The 21,308-nt window shown below is 64.3% G+C and carries 18 protein-coding genes; 3 read left to right on the top strand and 15 right to left on the bottom strand.

Annotation, left to right across the window (positions count from 1 at the left end):
* Window positions 1–13: 13 nt before the first annotated feature.
* Complete coding sequence (locus ACTS1Z_RS07705) at window positions 14–2,128, bottom strand: ComEC/Rec2 family competence protein (protein WP_442623866.1); 2,115 nt, start codon at window positions 2,126–2,128, stop codon at window positions 14–16.
* 38 nt (window positions 2,129–2,166) lie between these two features.
* Here ACTS1Z_RS07705 and gltX point away from each other — a divergent pair, with 38 nt between their 5' ends.
* Window positions 2,167–3,600, top strand: a complete 1,434-nt coding sequence (gene gltX, locus ACTS1Z_RS07700) for a glutamate--tRNA ligase (protein WP_442623865.1) — start codon at window positions 2,167–2,169, stop codon at window positions 3,598–3,600.
* Between the two features lie 13 nt (window positions 3,601–3,613).
* On the top strand, window positions 3,614–4,900 hold the full coding sequence (locus ACTS1Z_RS07695) for a citrate synthase (protein ID WP_442623864.1): 1,287 nt from the start codon (window positions 3,614–3,616) through the stop codon (window positions 4,898–4,900).
* Between the two features lie 3 nt (window positions 4,901–4,903).
* On the opposite strand, the gene ACTS1Z_RS07690 is transcribed toward ACTS1Z_RS07695, so the two are convergent.
* From ACTS1Z_RS07690 to ACTS1Z_RS07675, 4 genes are all read right to left on the bottom strand, one after another.
* The gene (locus ACTS1Z_RS07690; RefSeq protein WP_442623884.1) at window positions 4,904–6,274 is read right to left on the bottom strand and encodes an ATP-binding protein; all 1,371 of its coding nucleotides are present in this window, start codon (window positions 6,272–6,274) and stop codon (window positions 4,904–4,906) included.
* On the bottom strand, window positions 6,274–7,410 hold the full coding sequence (locus ACTS1Z_RS07685) for a DUF2336 domain-containing protein (protein ID WP_442623863.1): 1,137 nt from the start codon (window positions 7,408–7,410) through the stop codon (window positions 6,274–6,276). Before ACTS1Z_RS07685 ends, ACTS1Z_RS07690 begins: the two co-directional genes overlap by 1 nt.
* Before the next feature lie 53 nt (window positions 7,411–7,463).
* Window positions 7,464–8,702: a hypothetical protein gene (locus ACTS1Z_RS07680; protein ID WP_442623862.1), complete on the bottom strand. Its 1,239-nt coding sequence runs from the start codon at window positions 8,700–8,702 to the stop codon at window positions 7,464–7,466.
* 99 nt (window positions 8,703–8,801) lie between these two features.
* Window positions 8,802–9,119 carry an Hpt domain-containing protein gene (locus ACTS1Z_RS07675; protein WP_442623861.1) on the bottom strand — a complete coding sequence of 106 codons (318 nt, stop codon included), beginning with the start codon at window positions 9,117–9,119 and terminating at the stop codon, window positions 8,802–8,804.
* A gap of 99 nt (window positions 9,120–9,218) precedes the next feature.
* Here ACTS1Z_RS07675 and ACTS1Z_RS07670 point away from each other — a divergent pair, with 99 nt between their 5' ends.
* Entirely contained in the window at window positions 9,219–11,510 is a 2,292-nt protein-coding gene (locus ACTS1Z_RS07670; protein WP_442623860.1) for a hypothetical protein, read from the top strand.
* Here the strand turns inward: ACTS1Z_RS07670 and ACTS1Z_RS07665 are convergent.
* The 10 genes from ACTS1Z_RS07665 to nuoI form a co-directional block, all read right to left on the bottom strand.
* Window positions 11,507–11,797 (bottom strand): DUF1467 family protein, encoded by a 291-nt coding sequence (locus ACTS1Z_RS07665; RefSeq protein WP_442623859.1) that lies wholly within the window; start codon window positions 11,795–11,797, stop codon window positions 11,507–11,509. The two genes, ACTS1Z_RS07670 and ACTS1Z_RS07665, sit on opposite strands and share 4 nt — an antisense overlap.
* A 2-nt stretch (window positions 11,798–11,799) precedes the next feature.
* On the bottom strand, window positions 11,800–13,437 hold the full coding sequence (locus tag ACTS1Z_RS07660; protein WP_442623858.1) for a ribonuclease J: 1,638 nt from the start codon (window positions 13,435–13,437) through the stop codon (window positions 11,800–11,802).
* A gap of 6 nt (window positions 13,438–13,443) precedes the next feature.
* A complete protein-coding gene (locus tag ACTS1Z_RS07655) occupies window positions 13,444–14,217 on the bottom strand; it encodes a type III pantothenate kinase (protein WP_442623857.1) in 774 nt (257 codons plus the stop codon).
* Between the two features lie 11 nt (window positions 14,218–14,228).
* Window positions 14,229–14,936, bottom strand: coding sequence for a biotin--[acetyl-CoA-carboxylase] ligase (locus ACTS1Z_RS07650; protein ID WP_442623883.1), 708 nt, complete (start codon window positions 14,934–14,936; stop codon window positions 14,229–14,231).
* Between the two features lie 24 nt (window positions 14,937–14,960).
* Window positions 14,961–16,403 carry an NADH-quinone oxidoreductase subunit NuoN gene (gene nuoN, locus ACTS1Z_RS07645; RefSeq protein WP_442623856.1) on the bottom strand — a complete coding sequence of 481 codons (1,443 nt, stop codon included), beginning with the start codon at window positions 16,401–16,403 and terminating at the stop codon, window positions 14,961–14,963.
* On the bottom strand, window positions 16,403–17,971 hold the full coding sequence (locus ACTS1Z_RS07640) for an NADH-quinone oxidoreductase subunit M (RefSeq protein ID WP_442623855.1): 1,569 nt from the start codon (window positions 17,969–17,971) through the stop codon (window positions 16,403–16,405). The genes nuoN and ACTS1Z_RS07640 overlap by 1 nt, the downstream gene beginning before the upstream one ends.
* Complete coding sequence (gene nuoL / locus ACTS1Z_RS07635; RefSeq protein WP_442623854.1) at window positions 17,968–19,959, bottom strand: NADH-quinone oxidoreductase subunit L; 1,992 nt, start codon at window positions 19,957–19,959, stop codon at window positions 17,968–17,970. The genes ACTS1Z_RS07640 and nuoL overlap by 4 nt, the downstream gene beginning before the upstream one ends.
* Window positions 19,960–19,963: 4 nt before the next feature.
* Window positions 19,964–20,269: an NADH-quinone oxidoreductase subunit NuoK gene (gene nuoK / locus ACTS1Z_RS07630; RefSeq protein ID WP_442623853.1), complete on the bottom strand. Its 306-nt coding sequence runs from the start codon at window positions 20,267–20,269 to the stop codon at window positions 19,964–19,966.
* A 97-nt stretch (window positions 20,270–20,366) separates the two neighbouring features.
* Complete coding sequence (locus tag ACTS1Z_RS07625; protein WP_442623852.1) at window positions 20,367–20,978, bottom strand: NADH-quinone oxidoreductase subunit J; 612 nt, start codon at window positions 20,976–20,978, stop codon at window positions 20,367–20,369.
* Between the two features lie 36 nt (window positions 20,979–21,014).
* Window positions 21,015–21,308: NADH-quinone oxidoreductase subunit NuoI (nuoI, locus tag ACTS1Z_RS07620; protein ID WP_442623851.1), on the bottom strand; the 294-nt coding region annotated here is incomplete at its 5' end.

The raw sequence follows: 21,308 nt of genomic DNA, 5'->3' as shown, positions 1-21,308 counted from the left end.
GCAGGAGCACCGCTTACCGCCGCCACGGGCGGTCGTCTCCCGGCTCCAATACCGTTTTGACGCCGGGCCGTGACAGGCTGATCGCGAGCCCGCCCGTTTCGCGTAACATGGTGCGGTCCGCCAACAACCAGCGCGGCGTACAGCCTTCGGGCATCCGCCGGTCGCTGACGACGATATCGGCGGCCGCGCATTCGCGGACGAGATCCCGATAGGGCAGATAATAGCGGCTGCGCGTCGCGAAAATCCGCCATTGCCGCCCGCCGCGCCACAGGGTCGCACGGCAGCTATCGGCATTGCACCAGGCCGTCGGCAGGTCGTCGAGCGCGCCGGCGACATCTTCGATGCCCGATGTTTCGTTGAACATGTCGCGCACATAGTCGCCAGCCCGCGGGCGGAGCAGCGCGAGCGTCCCATCGCTACCGCGGATCGCCATATGGCGCCCGTCGCCCGTAACCAGGATATCGGCCGGCGGCGTTACGAGCGCCCAGATCGCCCCCGCGACGATCGGCCCCAGCCCCCAGACGCGCCATCCGCTCTTCCAGAGACACAGCCATAATCCGCCGATGATCATCAGCGCATAAGCGGCGACCGGCATGGCTGGCAGTAAGGCGACGGCGCCCGGCGTGCTGGACACGCCATGCGCGATATCGAGCAGCAGACCGAGCGTCTGACCGACGAGCCACCAGACCGGCGCGCCGAGCCCGAAGATGTCGAGGAACAGCGCCAGCGCCTCGAGCGGTATTATGACGAAGCTCGTCAGCGGGATCGCGACGATATTGGCGAGCGCGCCGTAAAGCCCCGCCTTGTTGAAGTGGAACAGCGCGATCGGCATGAGCGCGATCTCGACCACGAGCCCGGTCAGCAACAGCCCGAGCGTGAACCGCCCGATCTTCGCCGTCCAGGGTTCGTCGCGCCGCGAGAGCAGTTTCTTCGTGCGCGGATGCTCGTGCAGCGCGATAATCGCCGTCACCGCGGCAAAACTGAGCTGGAAACTCGGCCCGACCAGCGTTTCCGGCCAGAACAGCAGCACGACGAGCGCGCCCGTCGCCACAAGCCGTAAGGTGATCGCATCGCGCCCGAGCGCCACGCCGATCAGCACGAGCATCGCCGCGATACAGGCCCGCACGGTCGGCACCTCGGCACCTGTAAAAAGCGTGTAGGCGAGCCCCGCCAAGGCCCCCGCCCCGGCGGCGATCAGGATCAGCGGCGCGTTAAGTGCGAGTTTCGGGCTCAGCGCCAGCAGCTTGAGCGTCAGCAACAGCGCAACGCCGATCACCGCCGTCACATGGAGGCCGCTGATCGCGAGCAGATGTGCAAGCCCGCTGCGCCGCATGGCTTCGGCATCTTCTTCGGCAATCCGTCCGCGATCGCCGGTCGCCAGCGTCGCGGCGATGGCCCCCTCCCGTCCGCCGACACGGTCCGCGACATGTGCCGCCAGTGTGGCGCGCCGCTCTTCGAGCCATCCGCGCCAGCTATCGCCGGCGGCCGGCCGGACGATCTCGACCTCACCCCATGCCCGCCCTGTCGCGCCGATCCGTTCGAACCAGGCGCGCTGCGCGAAATCATAACCACCAGGCACCGTCGCGCCCGGCGGCGGCATGAGCCGCGCATCGAGCGTCACCAAGGCGCCCACGGCGACGTCATCGGAAATCATGTCTTCGGCGAGATTGACGCGAAACCGCTCGGGCAGCTCCGGATCGCTCGGATTACGCACCATCAGCCGGACGCTTTCGCGCGCCGGCAGATGCTCGATGGACACGATCTCCGCGGTAAAGCGGCTGACGACGGGCCGTTCCAGCGTGTCCGTCGCGATATATTCGGCTCGCAACCAGACCAGCGCGCAGCCGATCGCCGCAACCAGCGCAAAGATGCCGGCGCTGCGCGCGACCCGCCAGCCCCGGCCTAAGGCGAACGCTGCGACCGCAAGCGCGCTCATGCCCAATATAAAGGCGATCCAGCCATTGCGATCCGCAAGCCCGAACCATATCGCGATGCCGAGACCGAGCGCGACAGGCAGCCAGAGCGGCAACTGATCGCGCTCGCTTTCCAGATGCGCTTCGAGACGGTCGATAAGGGGTATGCGATCCGATTGTCGCCCGGCGGGCGCTATGCTAGTGCGCGCTCCCAATATTCCCCGCATACTTCCCAGTCTTGGAGATAGCGCGCATGGGCGCAACCGAAAAAGCCGATGGCACGCAACGCGTTGTAACGCGATTCGCCCCGTCACCCACCGGATTCCTGCATATCGGCGGCGCCCGCACGGCGCTGTTCAACTGGCTCTTTGCCCGCCATCATGGCGGCGAGTTCAAGCTCCGCATCGAGGATACGGACCGGGCGCGCTCGACCGACGAAGCCATCGCGAAGATTCTGGACGGCATGCGCTGGCTCGGCCTCGATTGGGACGGCGACGAAGTCTATCAGTTCGCCCGCGCCGACCGCCATGTCGAAGTGGCCAACGCATTGCTCGATCAGGGCAAGGCCTATCGCTGCTACGCCACGCCCGAAGAACTGGCCGAGATGCGCGAACAGCAGCGCGCGGCGAAGCAGCCGATCCGCTATGACGGCCGCTGGCGCGATCGCGATCCGTCCGAAGCGCCCGAAGGCGCACCGTTCGTCATCCGCCTGAAAACGCCGATCGACGGCGAAACGGTGATCGACGATGCGGTCCAGGGCAAAGTCACGGTCCGCAACAGCGAGATCGACGATTTCGTGATGCTGCGCGGCGACGGCACGCCGACCTATATGCTCGCCGTGGCGGTCGACGATCACGATATGGGCGTCACCCATGTCATCCGCGGCGACGATCATCTCAACAATGCCTTCCGGCAGCGCGCGTTGATCGATGCGATGGGCTGGCCCGAGCCCGTCTATGCGCATGTTCCGCTGATCCACGGCCCGGACGGCGCGAAACTCTCGAAACGCCATGGTTCGCTCGGCGTCGAAGCCTATCGCGACGAGATGGGCATGCTGCCCGAAGCCGTGTTCAACTATCTGCTCCGCCTCGGCTGGGGACATGGCGATGACGAGATCATCAGCCGTGAACAGGCGATCGAATGGTTCGATCTCGATGGCGTCGGCAAGTCGGCGGCGCGCTTCGATGTGAAAAAGCTCAGCAATCTCAACGGGCACTATATCCGCGAGACCGACAACGCCCGACTGGCGGCACTGGCCGCGCCGCAAATCGCGGTGGAAATCGGCCGGGAACTGACTGTGGACGAGCAGAATTTGCTGCAGCGCAGCATGGAAAGCATCAAGCCGCGTGCCAAGTCTACCGGGGAATTGGCGGAGAGCTCGGGATTTTTATTTCGCACCCGCCCCCTGAATCTGGACGAGAAGGCGGAAAAGCTGCTACAGGATGACGCGCCGGCGCTGCTGGCCGCCCTCGTCCCGCATCTCGAAGCGTTGCCGGACTGGACGGAAGACGCGTTGGATACTGCCGTAAGGGAATTCGCCGAGGCCCGCGATCTCAAGCTGGGTAAGGTCGCTCAACCCTTGCGCGCAGCGCTGACCGGCAGTGCGACATCGCCGGGCATTTTCGATGTGCTTTTGCTCCTCGGCCGCGAGGAGTCTCTGGCGCGGATCGCCGATCAGGCGGGATAGCAGGAGTGAATTTATGGGCTACAACAGCGCCAAAATCTCGGTCAACGACAATGAATATGAATATGGCGTGCACTCCGGATCGTGCGGCCCCGATGTCGTCGATATCCGCAAGCTTTATTCCGAGACCGGCCTGTTCACCTTCGATCCCGGCTTCAAATCCACGGCCAGTTGCGAATCCGGCCTGACCTATATCGATGGCGGCAAAGGCATCCTGCTGCATCGCGGCTATCCGATCGAGCAGCTCGCCGAACAGTCGAGCTTCATGGAAGTCGCCTATCTGCTGCTCAACGGCGAATTGCCGAGCCGCAAGGAATTCTCCGATTTCGAGCGCACGATCACGCTCCACACGATGGTCCATGAACAGCTCAAGGAGCTGTATCGCGGTTTCCGGCGCGACGCCCATCCGATGGCGATCATGTGCGGCGTCGTGGGTGCGCTCAGCGCATTCTACCACGATTCGACCGACATCACCGATCCCGAGCAGCGGATGATCGCGTCGCACCGGATGATCGCGAAGATGCCGACGATCGCGGCCATGGCGTACAAATATGCGATCGGCCAGCCCTTCCTCTATCCGGATAACGACCTCTCCTACACCGGCAATTTCCTGCGCATGACCTTCGGCGTGCCGGCCGAGGCGTATGAACTCGATCCGGTGATCGAAAAGGCGATGGATCGTATCTTCATTCTCCACGCCGATCACGAGCAGAACGCCTCGACCTCGACCGTCCGACTCGCCGGTTCCTCGGGCGCCAACCCGTTCGCCTGTATCGCCTCGGGCATCGCCTGCCTCTGGGGCCCGGCACATGGCGGCGCGAACGAAGCCGCGCTCAACATGCTGCGCGAAATCGGCACGCCCGACCGCATCCCCGAATATATCGACCGCGCCAAGGACAAGGAGGACCCGTTCCGCCTGATGGGCTTCGGCCACCGCGTCTACAAGAATTTCGACCCCCGCGCGAAAGTGATGAAGGAAACCGCGACCGACGTCCTGAACACGCTAGGCGTGGACGATCCGATCTTCGACGTGGCGCGCGAGCTGGAGCAGATTGCGCTCAACGACGAATATTTCATCGAGAAAAAGCTCTATCCGAATGTCGATTTCTATTCGGGCGTGATCCTTTCGGCGATCGGCTTCCCGACGACGATGTTCACCGTGCTCTTCGCGATCGCCCGCACGGTTGGCTGGGTCGCGCAGTGGAACGAGATGATCTCCGACCCCGCCCAGACGATCGGCCGCCCGCGCCAGCTCTACACGGGGCCGGAACAGCGCGATTATGTTCCGGTGGGAAGCCGCTAAACGCTAATTGCCGACGGGCACGGTGAGAACGAACCGTGCCCCCTGCCCTTTCGCGCTGTCGACGGTGATGTCGCCGCCCATCGCTCTGGCGAGACGCCGCGCGATATAGAGCCCAAGCCCAGTGCCCGGCTCTTCCGCGCCCAGCCGCTCGAACTTCTCGAAGATACGCGGCTGGTCTTCGGCGGCAATACCGCGTCCCTGGTCGGCGACGACAACCGCAGCGAGATCGCCCTCGGTTTCGCAGCGGATCCAGACCTGACTGTCCGCCGGCGCGAACCGCACGGCATTGCCGACAAGATTGACCAATATTTGCAGTACGCGCTGATAATCGGCACGCGCGGGTAGGCGTTCGTCATCGGCCGGCCGGTCGATGCGGATGTTCTTCTCCGATGCGCGGACCGACAGCAGGCCGGCCGCGTCGCGCGCAATTTCGGCGAGATCGATATCCTGCACATCGGGCCTGAAATCGTCGCGTTCGACCGCCTGCAGATCGGCGAGATCATCGATCAGGCCCAGCAAATGGCGGCCAGCCCGCGCGATATCGCCCGCATATTCCGCATAATCGCCGCGGATCGGCCCATCGAGCTGCGCCTCGATGCTGTGCGCGCTCGCAACGATCCGGTCGAGCGGTGTGCGCAGCGCCTGGCTGATCTGGCCGCTGAAGACGTCAGGCACCGCCGCATCGCCGGGCGTTGCCGATGCCGGCACGGGCACCGCTTCGAGCGCGACCGCCGTGCCGCGAAAACCGGCAAAACGGCCGTTTCCGTCGATCAGCGGGACGGCCGTCAGCTCGACGCCCTGCCCGTCCGATGGGCGCAGTACGGCCTCCTGCCGCTCGAAACGCCGATGCTCGGCCAGCGCGTTGAGGATCGGCAGCGCGCCATCCGCGCGCTCGACGAACCGGAAAAGGCCGGTGAGCGGCTGCCCGATATAGGCGGCGACCGGACCGAGCATCGCCTCGGCATCCGGCGAGATCGCGGTCAGCCGCAACGCGTGATCGGTTTCCCACAGCCAGTCGGCATCGGCGCGCATGAAGTCATGTTCGCGCAGCGCCGCATCGCCAGGCGCCGGCTGCGCGGGCTCCCGGTCGACCCAGCCGCCAACGGCAAGGTTGACCCCATCGCCATCGGGTTCGGCCTGCACATGCAGTTCGACGTCCCGATCCCCATCGGCCGCGATGACCGAGCGGGAAACGGCAATGCCGAGCCGCTCGGCAAGTTTCGCCAATGCCGCGATCTGCGGCACCGCAAGGCTTTTGCCCGGCACGCCGCCCGCGCGCCGATTGAGATCGGCGAGAGGCGGATCGGCGGCAATGAGACAACCGTCGGCGTCCACGCGGCCGAAAGCCGGATCGACCATGCCCTCGATGTCCATCACCGGCCTCCGCCTTCGGAGAACGCCGCAATGCGAACGGCAGCGATCGCATCGCGATAACCGCGGTCCAGCCGCCAGGGTTTCATGGCGCTATCGATGTCGCCGGGCTCGAGCAGATCATAGGTTTGGAGCCAGCCAGCCGCGCGTTCGTCCGCAAGCCGGTCCTCGGCCAGCAGCGCGCGGGTCATCGCAACAACGAGATGCGACGCGGCCTGACGCGCAACGCCGACCGATTTCAGCAACAGCATATGGCTCGCGGCATCGGGCATGACCGTCATTTCCCAGGCACTGGCGAACGCCATATTCGCGCGCGCCGCCAGCAATGCGACATACAGGGTCAGCCGCGCGCTGTTGAGAGTTTCGAGAAGGAGGCGATCATCGGCAAGCCCGGCCCGTTGCAGCCGAACGGCAAGCTGCATTGCGACGGTCTCGACCGATTGTGCGTCGCCGCGTGCAGCGATCACGGCCGCCGCGGTATCGGCGATCGGCCCGTCCAGCGCGGACGGTTCGATCCCGTGAACGCTCACCCCGTATTCGCGCAGCGCCGCGGCGACGGCCCAGACGATCTGCCGATCGGTTTCGGCCGGGAGGTCGGTGCGCAGGATTTTCGGATCGTCGAACCGGTCGTTGGTTCGGCTCTCCGCGATCAACAGATCCATAGCGTCTGCGGCGATCTGCCCGTCGCCATGCGCGGTCAGCGTCTCGAGCCGCCCATTCTCGGTCGACAATGCCCTGCGCCGAAGCTGTCGCCCGATCGCAAAGGCGCGGCTGCGCTGCACGAGCAACTGCACCAGCGCGCGATCGTCCGGCAGTTCGGCCCGGCCGAGCATGGGCCAGGCGATCTCCACATGCGCCGCGCCGAGCGACGCGGTGAACTCCGCCACATCCGGCAGGGCGTCAGCGTTCAGCAACCGCGCCCTGAACTCCGCTTCGATTGCTTCGACCAGCCCCTTGAGCAGCCGGCGCGCCGTAACCCGCTCGACTTCGCTGAGGCGGAACGGTTCCGGCCGGATCAGCGCGGAAAGCGTGGCGCCGGCCCCAGGCGCGCGTCCGTCCGCCGCGCGAACGGCATCGGCGAGCAAGGCAGCAGCTCGCTCCTCCGCGGTTTTCCGGGCGGACTGGGCGTCGTCAGACATGGTCGGGCCATAGCCGAAACGTCGTTAAGACCGTGCTAATCCTGTTTTGTGGCTCAATCGCGGCGGCGAATGGCTTCCTTCAGCATATTCTGCATGAAAAACAGCGATATAGCGGCATATAAAGCCACGGCCGCAGGCCAGAAGAACCACAATCCGAGCGTCGCGAAGGGCAGGATCAGCCAGATCGCGGCATTGCCGTCTGCAAACCAGGGCAGAAACCGGTTGTCCCCGTCGAGCGATTTGCGCAGCAAATACATCTCCCGATTGGCCAGCACGAGCGTCACCAGCGCCACGACGGATGCCACGAAATAGGCGAGTTCGCCCGTGGTCAGAATCGCGTATCGGCCGAGCGCCAGAATGGCCAATCCCTGTGCGATGCCTTTCGCGAAACGGATCTCCCAGCCGCCGTCATGGTCGCGCAAGCGCGCCAGATCGATGCGCGCCGCGATCGAGTCCAGCGGGCCGGCAAGCAGCACGAGCGCAAGACCGGTCCACAACCAGCCCCACCAGAAAGCGGCCGCGCCGCCGACCGTCAGCAGGATCGCGGCGCTCCGCAGCCAAACGGCTTCGACCCGCCGGTCGAGCAGCAGGGGCGCAATACGCGACGTGAGCGGCGCATAGACGAACCGCTCGGGCCAGCTGCCCGATTGCAGGCTGTTGCGCGCCAGCATGGAATGACCGGCATCCCGGCTTTTCTCGCTGCGTTCGGCCAAAACGACCGCTTCGCTCGCGTCCATGACGACCCCGGACTCCCCGTCGACGGGCAGGAAATCGGCGCCGCCCTGCACGATCCGGCGCATCAGGGTGGACTGCAGATCCCAATCGCCGAGCATCTGCGCGGTCGCGGACACCGCTTCAACCGTGGTCAGCGCCAGCCCCGCCCAGCGATGATCGGCATCGACCCGCTCGAAATCGGCGTTTTCCGGGGTGTCGGCGACGACCAGCAGCGTCGGCGCGACGCGTGCCGCCATGGCTTCGAAACAGTCCGGCGCTGCGACGAGCCCGTCGGCAACGAGCAGCACCAGCTCTTCGGGATGGAAGTGATCTGCCGCGGTCATCGGGTCGCGCGCGAGATTGACCGCGATCCCGTCCCGCTTCAGCCGGTCCACCGCCGCGCTCAGCGCCGCCGGCACGCGCTCGACGAGGATCACGATGTGCGAGGCACCGGCCGACATCGCGCGGCGGACCTGGTTTTCGAGCAGGCTGCGACCAGCCATGGGCAGGAGCGCGCGCAATCCCGCCTCGCCCTCATCGGCCTCCTGATAGGCGGCGATCAGCGCCGCGAAGGCCATGATATGCGTCCCAAAGCCATTGGCAGGGATCGATACGCGCAGCGATAGCGGCTTGCAAAGCCGTTCGTCGCGGAAATCCGGGGATTGCTCGCGCGGGGATTACGCCCGCGTTTCGTCCGATGTAGAGAAGCCGGCCAGCGATTTATCGATGCGATGGAGGAGTTTCTCGTCGAACGGCACGCCTTCCGCAGCCTCATGGGCCAGCGCCATCAGGTCGGTCACGCCGAAACTGGCCGCGAGCCCTTTCAGGCGCCATGCCGCGACCTGCCATTGCTGGTCGTTAACCGCATTGTGCAGCGCGGAAACCTGGCGCTGCGCGCTCTGGAAAAAGGCCGAACGCAGCTCGACGATCAACTCCTGGTCGTCGCCGACGGCGGCGGCCAGCGTCTTGTCCAGCGCTCCGGGGTCATAAGCCATGGTGTGGCTTTATCGCATCGCCGTTAACGCTCCGTTGCCGCGCGAGGCTTTCGGAGGGGCCAAAACATGGTAAACACGGCGAGTTGAGAGGGAAATGGGATGGCCGAAGCAGCAAATGACCTCGCGGAGGTGGAGAGCCCTGCGGAAATAGCACGCGGCGCGACGATGCAGCCGAACGAAGCCGCCGAATGGATCGCCGAAGACGAGTGGGAATTCGAACGCGAGGAGCCGGCGCTCGCCGAACGGCTGCCCACCATAGCCATCATCGTGCTGGCAATCGCATGGACCGGATTTGCCGGCTGGGCCGCCTATTCGAGCATGGCCGCCGAGGCGCCCAGCCTCACCCAGATCGCGAACTGGATCGCCATCGGCTCGGTGCCGCTCGCCCTGCTCGGCGTCGCATGGCTGCTGACCCAGCGGACGAGCCGCCGCGAAGCCATGCAGTTCGGCCGGACGTCCGAAGCGATGCGCGCAGAGGCCCGGCGTCTCGACAATGCGATGGCGGTTGTCTCCGCGCAGCTCTCCGAAATACGCGATGGCGTGTCGGTGGAAACCGACCGGCTGCTTGCGCTCGGCGACGATGCGGCCGGGCGGCTGCGCGCGGTCAGCGATATGATGCGCGAGGCCAGTGAAACCATCGAGCAGAAGTCGGGTATTCTCGACCGCGCCACCAAATCGGCCCGGGAAGATGTCGATGTGTTGATGACCGATCTGCCGCGCGCGGAGCAACAGGCCCGCGCTGTGAGCAGCGGGATCCGGGAAGCGGGCGTCAACGCGCATGAACAGGCGGCCGCGCTCGATACGCAGCTGCTGACGCTCAAATCGCGGGGCGAGGAAGCGCAGGGCATCGCCAATGGCGCGGCGCAGTCGCTCGCCGCCAATCTCGCACGCATCGAGGGCGTGGCCGAAGTTTCTGCAGCAAAGCTTGCGACGACCGGCGACGAGATCAACGCGGTCGTGGACGGCATACTCGAACGATCGAGCACGGCCGTCGAGGACACGCGCAAGGTGGTCGACGAGATCGGCAGTGCGCTGACCGCGATGGTCGAAAACGCCCGCTCCAATTTCAGCCAGGAAGGCGAAGAGGCCGCGGCCGCGCTCGACGAACGGATCGCGGCGACGACGGCCGCGCTCGCCGCCTTCGACGAAAGATTGAACGCACAGCGCGAAGCGACGGCCGGAACGCTTGGCGATCTCGATACCGGTCTTGGCGATATCGAAGGCCGGCTCGCCAATCTCTCCACGGACGGCGCGGAGCATGCCAGGAAGCTCAGCGCCGAAATCGCCGGACTGAGCGAAGACATGACGGCGCTCGGCGAAAGCATCGGCGGAAACGATGCGGCGACCGAGCGGTTGATCGCCCGCGCCGCCGAAGTGAAGGCGGCATTGGATCTGAGCGCGGAATCGCTCTCCGAAGCCCTCCCCCAGGCCTTTGCCGACACCGAACAGCGTGCGGCGGACCTGAAAGCGGCCATCGCCGATATTGCGCCCGAACTCGATGCACTGAAACAGCTGGCCGACGATACGCGGAGCTTCATCGGCGTGACCGGCGAAAGCCTGGACGAACAGCGTACGGCCGTCGCCGCCTTCGTCGATCAGGTGGGCGACCGGATTACGGCGATGCGGGCCGATATCACGAGCATCGAGGACGGCCTCAATCATTCGGCGGAACAGGCCGAAAGCATCGCCGATGGCGCCGCGCCGCGCCTGATCGAGACGCTGATGGAAGTTCGCGAGACAGCCGATCAGGCCGCCGAAAAGGCGCGCGCCGCGTTTGGCGAGGTCATCCCGCAAAGCGCGGCCGCTATCAGCGAGGCAACGCAGGCGGCAATGACCGAAGCGCTCGGCGAGAATGTCGAAAGCCGGATCGCTCAACTGATCGCGACCTCGGAACAGGCCACGTCGCTGGCGCAGGAAGCGATGGCGGCGCTCGACACGAAGATTGGCGAGATCGAAAGCCGGAGCAGCGCGCTCGAAAGCCAGCTACGCGCGGCAGAGGCCGATGCCGAGGAAGCCAGTCTCGATGGTTTCGCGCGTCAGGTCACCCTTTTGATCGAATCGCTCAATTCGACGGCCATCGACGTCAGCAAGATCCTGTCCAACGAGGTGACCGACACGGCCTGGGCCGCCTATCTGAAGGGCGATCGCGGTATCTTCTCGCGCCGCGCCGTGCGGCTGCTCGATACCGGCGAAGCCCGCGAGATCGTCGCGCAATATGAGAATAACGGCGAATTCCGCGAGCAGGTGAACCGCTACGTCCACGATTTCGAAGCCATGCTGCGCCGCGTGATCACGGCGCGGGACGGCGCGCCGCTCGCCGTGACCTTGCTCTCGTCCGACAATGGCAAGCTGTACGTCGCGCTCGCCCAGGCGATCGAGCGGCTGCGCTAGCGCTCTGCCCTCGTCTGCATCGATTCCGGTTTGAGGAAATCGAGAATATCGGCGCCAATCCAGCCATAGACATAGTTGGCGTAGAACAGACCGAAAAAGACCGTCGCGACGATCGTCGTGCGCAAGACCACCGGCCCCGCACGGAACCGGTGCGGCGCGCTTTCGGCATTCCCGATCTGCGTCTCCACGCCCGCTTCCCGGTCCGTCCGCGCACTGAACGGCAAAACCATGAAAAGGCAGAGAAACCAGAAGAGAAAATAGATGGCGAGCGCCGAAATGAACTGCATCGCTAGACCTCCATCAGCGAGACATTGACCACCGGCTTCTTGCCCGTCCAGTGGGTGGCGGTCCGGCGCACGGCGAGCCGTATCGCCTCGCGCAGTTTTTCAAGATCCTTCGCCCCCTTGCGTGCGGCGTCGGCAGCGGCCTCCACGGCATCGTCGATAAATGCGTCGCGATCCTCCTCGACGGGGATACCGGCCATCGAAAAACTGGGCGTGCCGCGCATCTTGCCGTCGCTGCCGAACGCAACCGTGACCGCAATGAGCCCGCGCTGGCCGATGCGGCGGCGTTCGTTCATCGCCTCGCCATCGGCCGCGACAATGGTGTCGCCATCGAGCACCAGGCGGCCGGTCCGCTCATGGCTGACAATCGCCGGGCCGTCGGGCGCGAGCCGCACGACATCGCCATTCTGTTGGACGATCGTCTTGGGAACGCCCTGCGCCGCGCCGAACCGCGCCTGCTCGGCCATGTGCCGCAACTCGCCATGGACGGGCACGAGTATTTCGGGCCGGATCCATTCGTACATTTTCGCGAGTTCCGGCCGGCCGGGATGGCCGGACACATGCACCATCGCCTGCCGGTCGGTGACGATGGGTATCTGCTTTGCCGCAAGCGCATTCTGCACCCGGCCGATGGCCAGTTCGTTGCCTGGAATCTGCTTGGAGCTGAAGACGACGAGATCGCCGCTGTCGAGCGTCAGCGGGTGATTGTCCTCCGCGATCCGCGAGAGCGCGGCGCGCGATTCCCCCTGCCCGCCCGTCGCGATGATCAGCAGCTCACGCGGCGGCAAACGCATCGCTTCTTCGAAATCGACGGTCGGCGGGAAATCCTTCAGATAGCCGACGGCCTGCGCCGTATCGATGATGCGATCGAGCGATCGCCCGGCGACGCAGACCTTGCGACCCGTTTCAGTGGCGATGCGGCCCAGCGTCTGCAGGCGCGCCGCGTTTGACGCGAAGGTTGTCACCAGCACGCGCCCCGTGGCCGCACCGATCACCTCCGCTAGCCCCGCTTTAACCGCACCTTCGCTGCCCGAATCCTTTTCGTCGAAAACGTTGGTGGAATCGCAGACGAGCGCGAGAATGCCCTTATCGCCGATCGCGATCATCTCTTCGGGCGTCGTCGGCGTGCCGGTCTGCGGGTCGGGATCGAGCTTCCAGTCGCCGGTGTGAAAGATGCGGCCATGATCGGTCTCGATGACCAGCGCATTGCCCTCGAGGATCGAATGGGCGAGCGGTATGTACTGGAAGTTGAACGGCCCCAGATCGAAACTGTCCTCGGGATCGATGACATTGAGCTCGATCTCGTCGGTCAGTCCGGCTTCCTGCAGCTTCTTGTAGATCAGCCCGGCGGTGAAGGCAGTCGCGTACAACGGCACGCCGAGATCGCCCGCCAGATAGGGCAGCGCGCCGATATGGTCCTCATGCCCATGGGTCAGCACGATGCCGAGCAGATCGTCGATACGGTCCTCGATAAATTCGAGATCGGGCAGGACGAGCTCGATCCCCGGATAATAGGGATCGCCGAACGTCATGCCGCAATCGACCATCACCCATTTGCCCTGCGTGCCGTAGAGATTGACGTTCATGCCAATCTCGCCCGACCCGCCGAGCGCGAGGAAAAGCAGTTCATTTTCGGGAGTCATGCGGGTTTATCTAGATCTTTCGTAAAGCATCGCCAGCCCTTGAATCGTGAGGTCGGGCTCGATGACATCGAACACGTCCGTATGTTCATCGAAAAGCGTGGCCAGCCCACCAGTCGACACGACCTTGGCGGGACGGCCGATCTCCGCGCGGGTGCGCGCGACCAGCCCTTCGATCATGGCGATATAGCCCCAATAGACGCCGATGTGCATCTGGTCTTCAGTGTTGGTCCCGATGACCGAATTGTCGCGCGGCGCCTCGATCGCAATGCGCGGCAGCTTGGCTGCCGCCCCGACCAGCGCGTCGAGCGAGAGATTGATGCCCGGCGCGATGATGCCGCCCTTATACGCGCCCTCATAGTCCGCGACGTCGAAAGTCGTTGCCGTGCCGAAATCGATGATGATCAGGTCTTCGGGATGGAGCGCATGGGCCGCGATCACATTCACCGCCCGGTCCGCGCCGAGGCTCGAGGGTTCGTCGATATCGAGCGATATACCCCATTCGACCGGCGGCTCACCCGCCACGAGCGCTTCGACATCGAAATATTTGGACGCCAGCACCTGCAGATTGTGCAGCGCGCGCGGCACGACGGTGGAGATGATCACCGCATCGACATCGTCCGGCGTAACGCCTTCGAGCGCCATGAGGTTATGCAGCCAGACCGCATATTCGTCGCCGGTGCGGCGCGGGTCGGTCGCGATCCGCCAGCGCGCGACAATCTCGCCATCCTTGACGAGCGCGAAGACGACATTGGTGTTTCCGGCATCGATAGCGAGCAGCATCGCGTCAGTCCTCAAATCAGGAAAACATCGCCCGCATGCATGACACGGACGGACCCATCCGCCAAGCGCAGCCGCAGCGCGCCGTCTTCGGTAAGGCCGTCGAACAGCCCCTCCAGCTTTTCGCCCGATGGATCGTGGACGGTCAGGCCGGCGCCCGGCGCATGAGCCCGCTCCAGCCAGGCCTCCCGGATGCCGCCAAATCCGTCATCGCGCCATTCGGCGAGCCGCCGGGCGAAGCGCTCCGCCAGTTCGCGCAGAAAAACATCAGGCGATGGCGGAGTGGTTAGGGTCGCGAGGCTGGTCGCCGGGCGGTCGAGATCCTCGGGATGGTGCGCCAGATTGACGCCAATCCCGATAACGACGGCATCGCCCTCGCGTTCGAGCAGGATGCCGGAAAGCTTCGCGCCGCCCAGCAACAGGTCGTTCGGCCATTTGAGAGACAGATCGTCGCGATACGCGGCGGGCAGAAAGCCGCTTGCTGCATTGTGCAGCGCCAACGATGCGACAAAGGCCAGCGTCGCGGGTGACGGGTCTTCCGCGCGCAGCCGTACGAGCGTGCTCGCAAACAGGTTCCCGCTCGGCGATTGCCAGGCCCGGCCCTGCCGCCCGCGTCCTTTGGTCTGGCGATCCGCGCGCAGCCAAAAGCCTTCCGCCTCGCCCTTGCGGGCCAGCGCCATCACATCGTCATTGGTAGAGCCGGTTTCGGCGACGGACTGGATCCGGATGCTCAGGCTCCGATCGCCCTAGAACAGCGCCGCTGCCGCATTGCCCGCAGTCAGCGCGAGGAACGGCACGAGCAGATAGCCAAGCGGCGAAACCGCTGCCGCCGTGACCGCGATCAGGCCATTCTCCATCACCGAGTTCGCCGGCGCATAGGGCTCGGCCGCATCGTCGAAATAGATCGTCTTGATGATGCGCAGATAATAATAGGCGCCGATCACCGACAGCGCGATGCCGATCACCGCGAGCGGGAAGAGTCCGGCCGCCACGGCTGCGTCGAACACGAGGAACTTGCCCCAGAAGCCGAGCAGCGGCGGAATACCGGCGAGGCTGAACATAAAGATCGCGAAGGCAGCCGCCAGCCCGGGCTGAGACTTTGAGAGACCGGCAAGGCTCTCGATGGTTTCGACCGGGCGCCCGTCCGCATCACGCATCTGCAGGACGCACAGGAAGCTGCCGAGCGTCATCACGACATAGATCGCCATGTAGGACATGGTCGCCGCGACGCCCGCCTGCGTGCCCGCGGCAAGGCCGATCAGCGCAAAACCGATATTGTTGATCGAGCTGTACGCAAGCAGGCGCTTGATATTGGACTGGCCGATGGCGGCCACTGCGCCGAGCGCGATCGAGCCGAGCGCGACGAAGATCACGATCTGCTGCCAGGCATCGGTCGCCGGGCCGAGCGCTTCGAACATCACGCGGACCGAAAGCGCGATGGCCGCGATCTTGGGCGCGGAGGCGAAGAAGGCGGTGACCGGCGTCGGCGCGCCCTCGTAAACGTCCGGCGTCCACATATGGAAGGGCACGGCGCTGATCTTGAAGGCGAGACCCGCGAGGGCGAAGACCAGCCCGAACAGCTCGCCCGTCGACATGCCGGCGGCAAAAGCCGTCGCGATGCCGGTGTAGCTCGTCGTGCCGGTAAAGCCGTAGAGCAGCGAGATGCCGTAGAGCAGGATGCCGCTCGCCAATGCGCCGAGCACGAAATATTTGAGGCCGGCTTCGGCCGAGCGCGTGTCCTGCCGCATGAAGCTCGCCAGCACATAGGCCGCCAAACTGTTGATCTCGAGGCCGATATAGAGAAGCATCAGATCGCCGGACGAGACCATGAAGCCCATGCCCAGCGCGGAAAAAAGGATCAGCACCGGATATTCGGGCCGCATCTCGCTGCGCCGGTCGAAGAAGCGCGGGGCCATCAGGATCGCTATGGCCGCCGAGGCGTAGATCAGCACCTTGGAGAAGGTGGAAAAGGCATCGGCGACATAGAGGCCGCCAAACACCGTGCCGCCATTGCCCGCCGGGCCGAGCAGCGACAGGCCGCAGGCGATCAGCATCAGCACCGCATAAATGCTCACGCGGCGCGAGACGTCCGGTTTCTTGCTGAATGCGCCGACCAGCAGCAGGTCTGTCGCCCCGAGCGTGAGGATCAGCTCGGGCGCGACGGTGAGAAGGCTTTCCCAGATCGTCATCAGTGCGCGCCCTCCCCGCCATGATCGCCGCCATGTTCGGCGTCGAGCAGCATGCCCGCACCCATGGCGAGCTGCGCATCGCCGGGCGGGTTCGCAGGCTCGATGCGCGCCAGCAACGTGCCGACATCGTCGCGGATCGGCGCGAGGAAGCTTTCCGGATAGACGCCCATCCACAGGACGACCGCCGCAATCGGGCCGAGCGTCGCCAGTTCGCGCACCGACAGGTCGGGCATCGCCTTGACGTCTTCCTTTTCGAGTTCGCCGTAGCAGATGCGCCAATAGAGATAGAGCATATAGGCCGCACCGAGGATGATGCCGGTGGTACAGACCACCGCGACCCAGCTGTTCGCCTCATAGGCGCCGACCAGCGCGAGGAATTCCCCGACGAAACCGCTCGTGCCCGGAAGGCCGATCGAGGCCATGGTAAAGAGCATGAACAGTATGGCGTATTTCGGCATATTGTCGCTGAGCCCGCCGTAACGCTCGATCTCGCGCGTATGGAGGCGATCGTAGATGACGCCGACGCACAGGAAGAGCGCGCCCGAAACGAGGCCGTGCGAGAGCATCACGATCATCGCGCCTTCGATGCCCTGCCGGTTGAAGGCGAACAGGCCAATCGTGACGAAGGCCATATGCGCGACCGACGAATAGGCGATGAGCTTTTTCATGTCCTTTTGCACGAGTGCCACCAAGGACGTGTAGACGACCGCGACCATCGACAGGCCGAAGACGATCCAGACCAGATCCGCAGACGCTTCCGGGAACATGGGCAGCGAGAAGCGGATGAAGCCGTAACCGCCCATCTTCAGCAGCACGCCGGCGAGGATCACCGAGCCTGCCGTCGGCGCCTGGACATGCGCATCGGGCAGCCAGGTATGGACCGGCCACATCGGCATCTTCACGGCAAAGCTCGCGAAGAAAGCGAGCCAGAGCCAGTTCTGCGCGCCGCCCGGGAAATCGTACACCATCAGCTCGGGGATCGAAGAAGTGCCAGCCTCCTGCACCATCCAGAGCATCGCGATCAGCATCAGCACCGATCCCAGGAGCGTGTAGAGGAAGAATTTATAGCTGGCGTAGATCCGCTCGGCCCCGCCCCAGATGCCGATGATCAGGTACATTGGGATGAGGCCGGCCTCGAAGAAGATGTAGAAAAGGAAGATGTCCTGCGCGGTAAACACGCCGATCATCAGCGATTCCATCAGCAGGAACGCCGCCATATATTCGGGCACGCGTGATTGAATGGATTGCCAGCTCGCGATGATGCAGATCGGCATCAGGAATACCGAGAGCATGATGAGCATCAGCGCGATGCCGTCTATTCCCATAGCCCAGGCGAAGCGCCCGAAAATCGGGTAATATTCGACGAACTGCCATTGCGGCCCGCCGATCTCGTAGCTGATCCAGAGCAGGATACCGAGCGCGAAGGTGACTAGCGTCGTGCCGAGCGCGATGACCCGCGCCATGCCCGCCTTGCCCTCGCCCTGCCCCGGCCAGACCAAGCAGAGCAGCGCACCGGCGAGCGGCAGCAGGACCATCAGGGTCAGGATCGGAAAATCGAGCTGGTTCACCGCGTGATCGCCCAGGTTGCGGCCGCGACCAGGCCGACCAGCATGACCAGCGCATAGGTGTAGAGATAGCCGGACTGGAAGCGCTTCGCGACGCCGGTGCCCGTGGCGACGAGCGCCGAGACGCCGTCAGGCCCGAACCGGTCGATAAAGCCCTTGTCGCCGCGCTTCCAGAAGAAGCGGCCGATGGCGAAGGCCGGCTTCACGAAGATCGTGTCGTACAGCTCGTCGATATACCATTTGTTGTAGAGGAAGGCGTGCAGCATCCGGAACTGGTCGACGAACTTCTGCGGCCAGTCGGTATATTTGATGTAGGCCAGCCAGGCGATCGCGAGGCCGATCAGCATCACCGCACCCGGCGCATATTTCACCCAGGTCGGAACCTCATGGACCGCGTGCAGCAGATGCGTGTCGAGCGCGATGCTGCCCGCCCAGAAAATCTCGCCCTCTTCGGCATAGCCGAACGGATAGTAGAAGAGATAGCCGGCCAGGACCGCACCTGCCGACAGCACGCCCAACGGCACCAGCATCGACCAGGGGCTTTCATGCGGGTGATAGCCGCCGGTCGCGTCTTCGGCGGTTTCCGGCGTCTTGTGCACGCTGTGCTGGATATGCTCGCTCGTGATCCAGCGCGGCTTGCCAAAGAAGGTCATAAAGATCAGCCGCCAGCTGTAGAAGCTCGTCAGCAATGCGGCGAAGACGAGCGTGAAGAAGGCCAGACCGCCCAGTTCGGAGTCGGTCGCGAAGGCCGCCTCGATGATCAGGTCCTTAGAATAGAAGCCGGCAAAGCCGAACACGCCGACGATACCGACGCCGGTGATCGCGAGCGTGCCGATGATCATCGCCCAGAAGGTCAGCGGGATTTCTTTTCTCAGCGCGCCATAGTGCCGCATGTCCTGCTCATGATGCATGGCGTGGATCACCGAGCCTGCGCCGAGGAACAGCAGCGCCTTGAAGAAAGCGTGCGTGAACAGGTGGAACATCGCGATGCCGTATGCGCCGACGCCGGCAGCCACGAACATGTAGCCGAGCTGTGAGCAGGTCGAATAGGCGATGACGCGCTTGATATCCATCTGCGCCGTGCCGACAGTCGCCGCGAAGAAGGCGGTCAGCAGGCCGAAGAAGGTGACCACGGCGAGCGCCATGTCGCTCGTCTCGAACATCGGCGATAGGCGGCAGACCATGAACACACCGGCCGTGACCATCGTCGCGGCATGGATCAGCGCGGAGACCGGCGTCGGGCCCTCCATCGCGTCCGGCAGCCAGGTGTGCAGCCCGAACTGCGCCGACTTGCCCATCGCGCCGATGAACAGCAGCAGGCAGAGCAGCGTCATCGTATCGACGCGATAGCCGAGGAAGCCGATCGTCGATCCGGCCATGGCGGGTGCGGCTTCGAGGATTTCGGGGATCGACACTGTACCGAATACAAGGAACGTGCCGAAAATGCCGAGCGAGAAGCCGAAATCGCCGACCCGGTTGACGACGAAGGCCTTGATCGCGGCGGCATTGGCGCTCGGCTTCTTGTACCAGAAACCGATGAGCAAATAGGAGGCGAGACCCACCCCTTCCCAGCCGAAGAACATCTGCACGAGATTATTCGACGTCACGAGCATCAGCATCGCGAAGGTGAAGAGCGAGAGATAGGCGAAGAAGCGGGGCTGGTCCGGGTCCTCCGCCATATAGCCCCAGCTATATAGATGCACGAGCGCCGAAACGGTCGTGACGACGACGAGCATGACGGCCGTCAGCGTATCGACGCGCAGGCTCCAGGCGACATCCATCTCGCCCGAGGCGATCCAGGTGAAGACCGGCGCGACATAGGCTTCCTGCCCGCCGACTAGAAACGAGAGGAAGATCGGCCAGCTCAGCGCACAGGCGATGAACAGCGCGCCCGTCGTCAGGATTTTCGCGACGAAATTGCCGAGCATCCGATTGCCGAGACCGGCAATGATGGCCGCAAGCAGCGGCAGGAAGACGATGAGCTGGATCATCGGGTCAGCCCTTCATCCGGTTGACGTCTTCGACCGAAATCGTCCCGCGGCCGCGGAAATAGATGACGAGTATTGCCAGGCCGATCGCCGCCTCGCCGGCCGCGACGGTCAGCACGAACATCGCGAACACCTGGCCGACAATATCGCCGAGGAATGCGCTGAAGGCGACGAGATTGATGTTCACGGCCAGCAGGATCAGCTCGATCGCCATCAGGATGATGATGATGTTCTTCCGGTTGAGGAAGATGCCGAGCACGCCCATCACGAACAGGATCGCGCTGACGACCAGATAGTGACCGAGACCGATCATGCTGCAATGCTCCGGCCGCGCTCACATTGAGCTTGTCGAAATGTGGGTGCACAACCCTTCGACAAGCTCAGGGTGAGCGGGTGTTGAGAGAGGCCCATCACAGCTCGACCCCCTCGCCCACTTCGGGCTGCGTATTGCGGGTCGCGTCTTCGGGGCGGCGGCGGATCTGTTTGCCGATATTTTGCGGCCGCACGCCGCCACGCTCGCGATGGGTCAGCACGATGGCGCCGACCATGGCGACGAGCAGCACGATACCCGCGCCCTCGAACACCAGCAGATAGCGGTCATAGAGCGCCCGGCCGATCGCCTCGATATTGGGCACATTGGGATCGATGGTCGCCATGCGCGTATCGGGCCCGAGATCCGCGAAACTCCACACGCCGATCGCCAGCACGATCTCCGCGAGCAGCACGGCCGCGATCAACAGGCCGAACGGCAGATAGCGCGTGAATCCGGCGCGCAGCCGGGCGAAATCGATGTTGAGCATCATGACCACGAACAGGAACAGCACGGCCACCGCGCCGACATAGACGAGGATCAGCAGCATCGCGATGAATTCCGCGCCGACGAGCAGCATCAGCCCCGCCGCGTTGAAGAAGGCGAGGATCAGCCAGAGCACTGAATGCACGGGGTTGCGCGACAGGATCGTCAGCGCGCCCGAGGCAACAGTAATGGATGCAAAAAGGTAGAAGGCGAATGCCTGAATCACGATATTTGCGGGACCCCTTTGAGAATCGGCAGCGGCTTAGCGATAGGGCGCATCGGCGGCAAGGCTCGCGGCGATCGCGCGCTCCCATTTGTCGCCATTGGCCAGCAATTTTTCCTTGTCGTAGAGCAGCTCCTCGCGAGTTTCCGTCGCATATTCGAAATTCGGCCCCTCGACGATGGCATCGACCGGGCAGGCCTCCTGACACAATCCGCAATAGATGCACTTGGTCATGTCGATATCGTAGCGCGTCGTCCGGCGGCTGCCGTCTTCGCGCGGCTCGGCCTCGATCGTGATCGCCTGGGCCGGGCAGACCGCTTCGCACAGCTTGCA

It is taken from the genome of Parasphingopyxis sp., assembly GCF_052168295.1.
GTDB lineage: Bacteria > Pseudomonadota > Alphaproteobacteria > Sphingomonadales > Sphingomonadaceae > Parasphingopyxis.
This window is presented reverse-complemented; position numbering and strand designations above follow the sequence as displayed.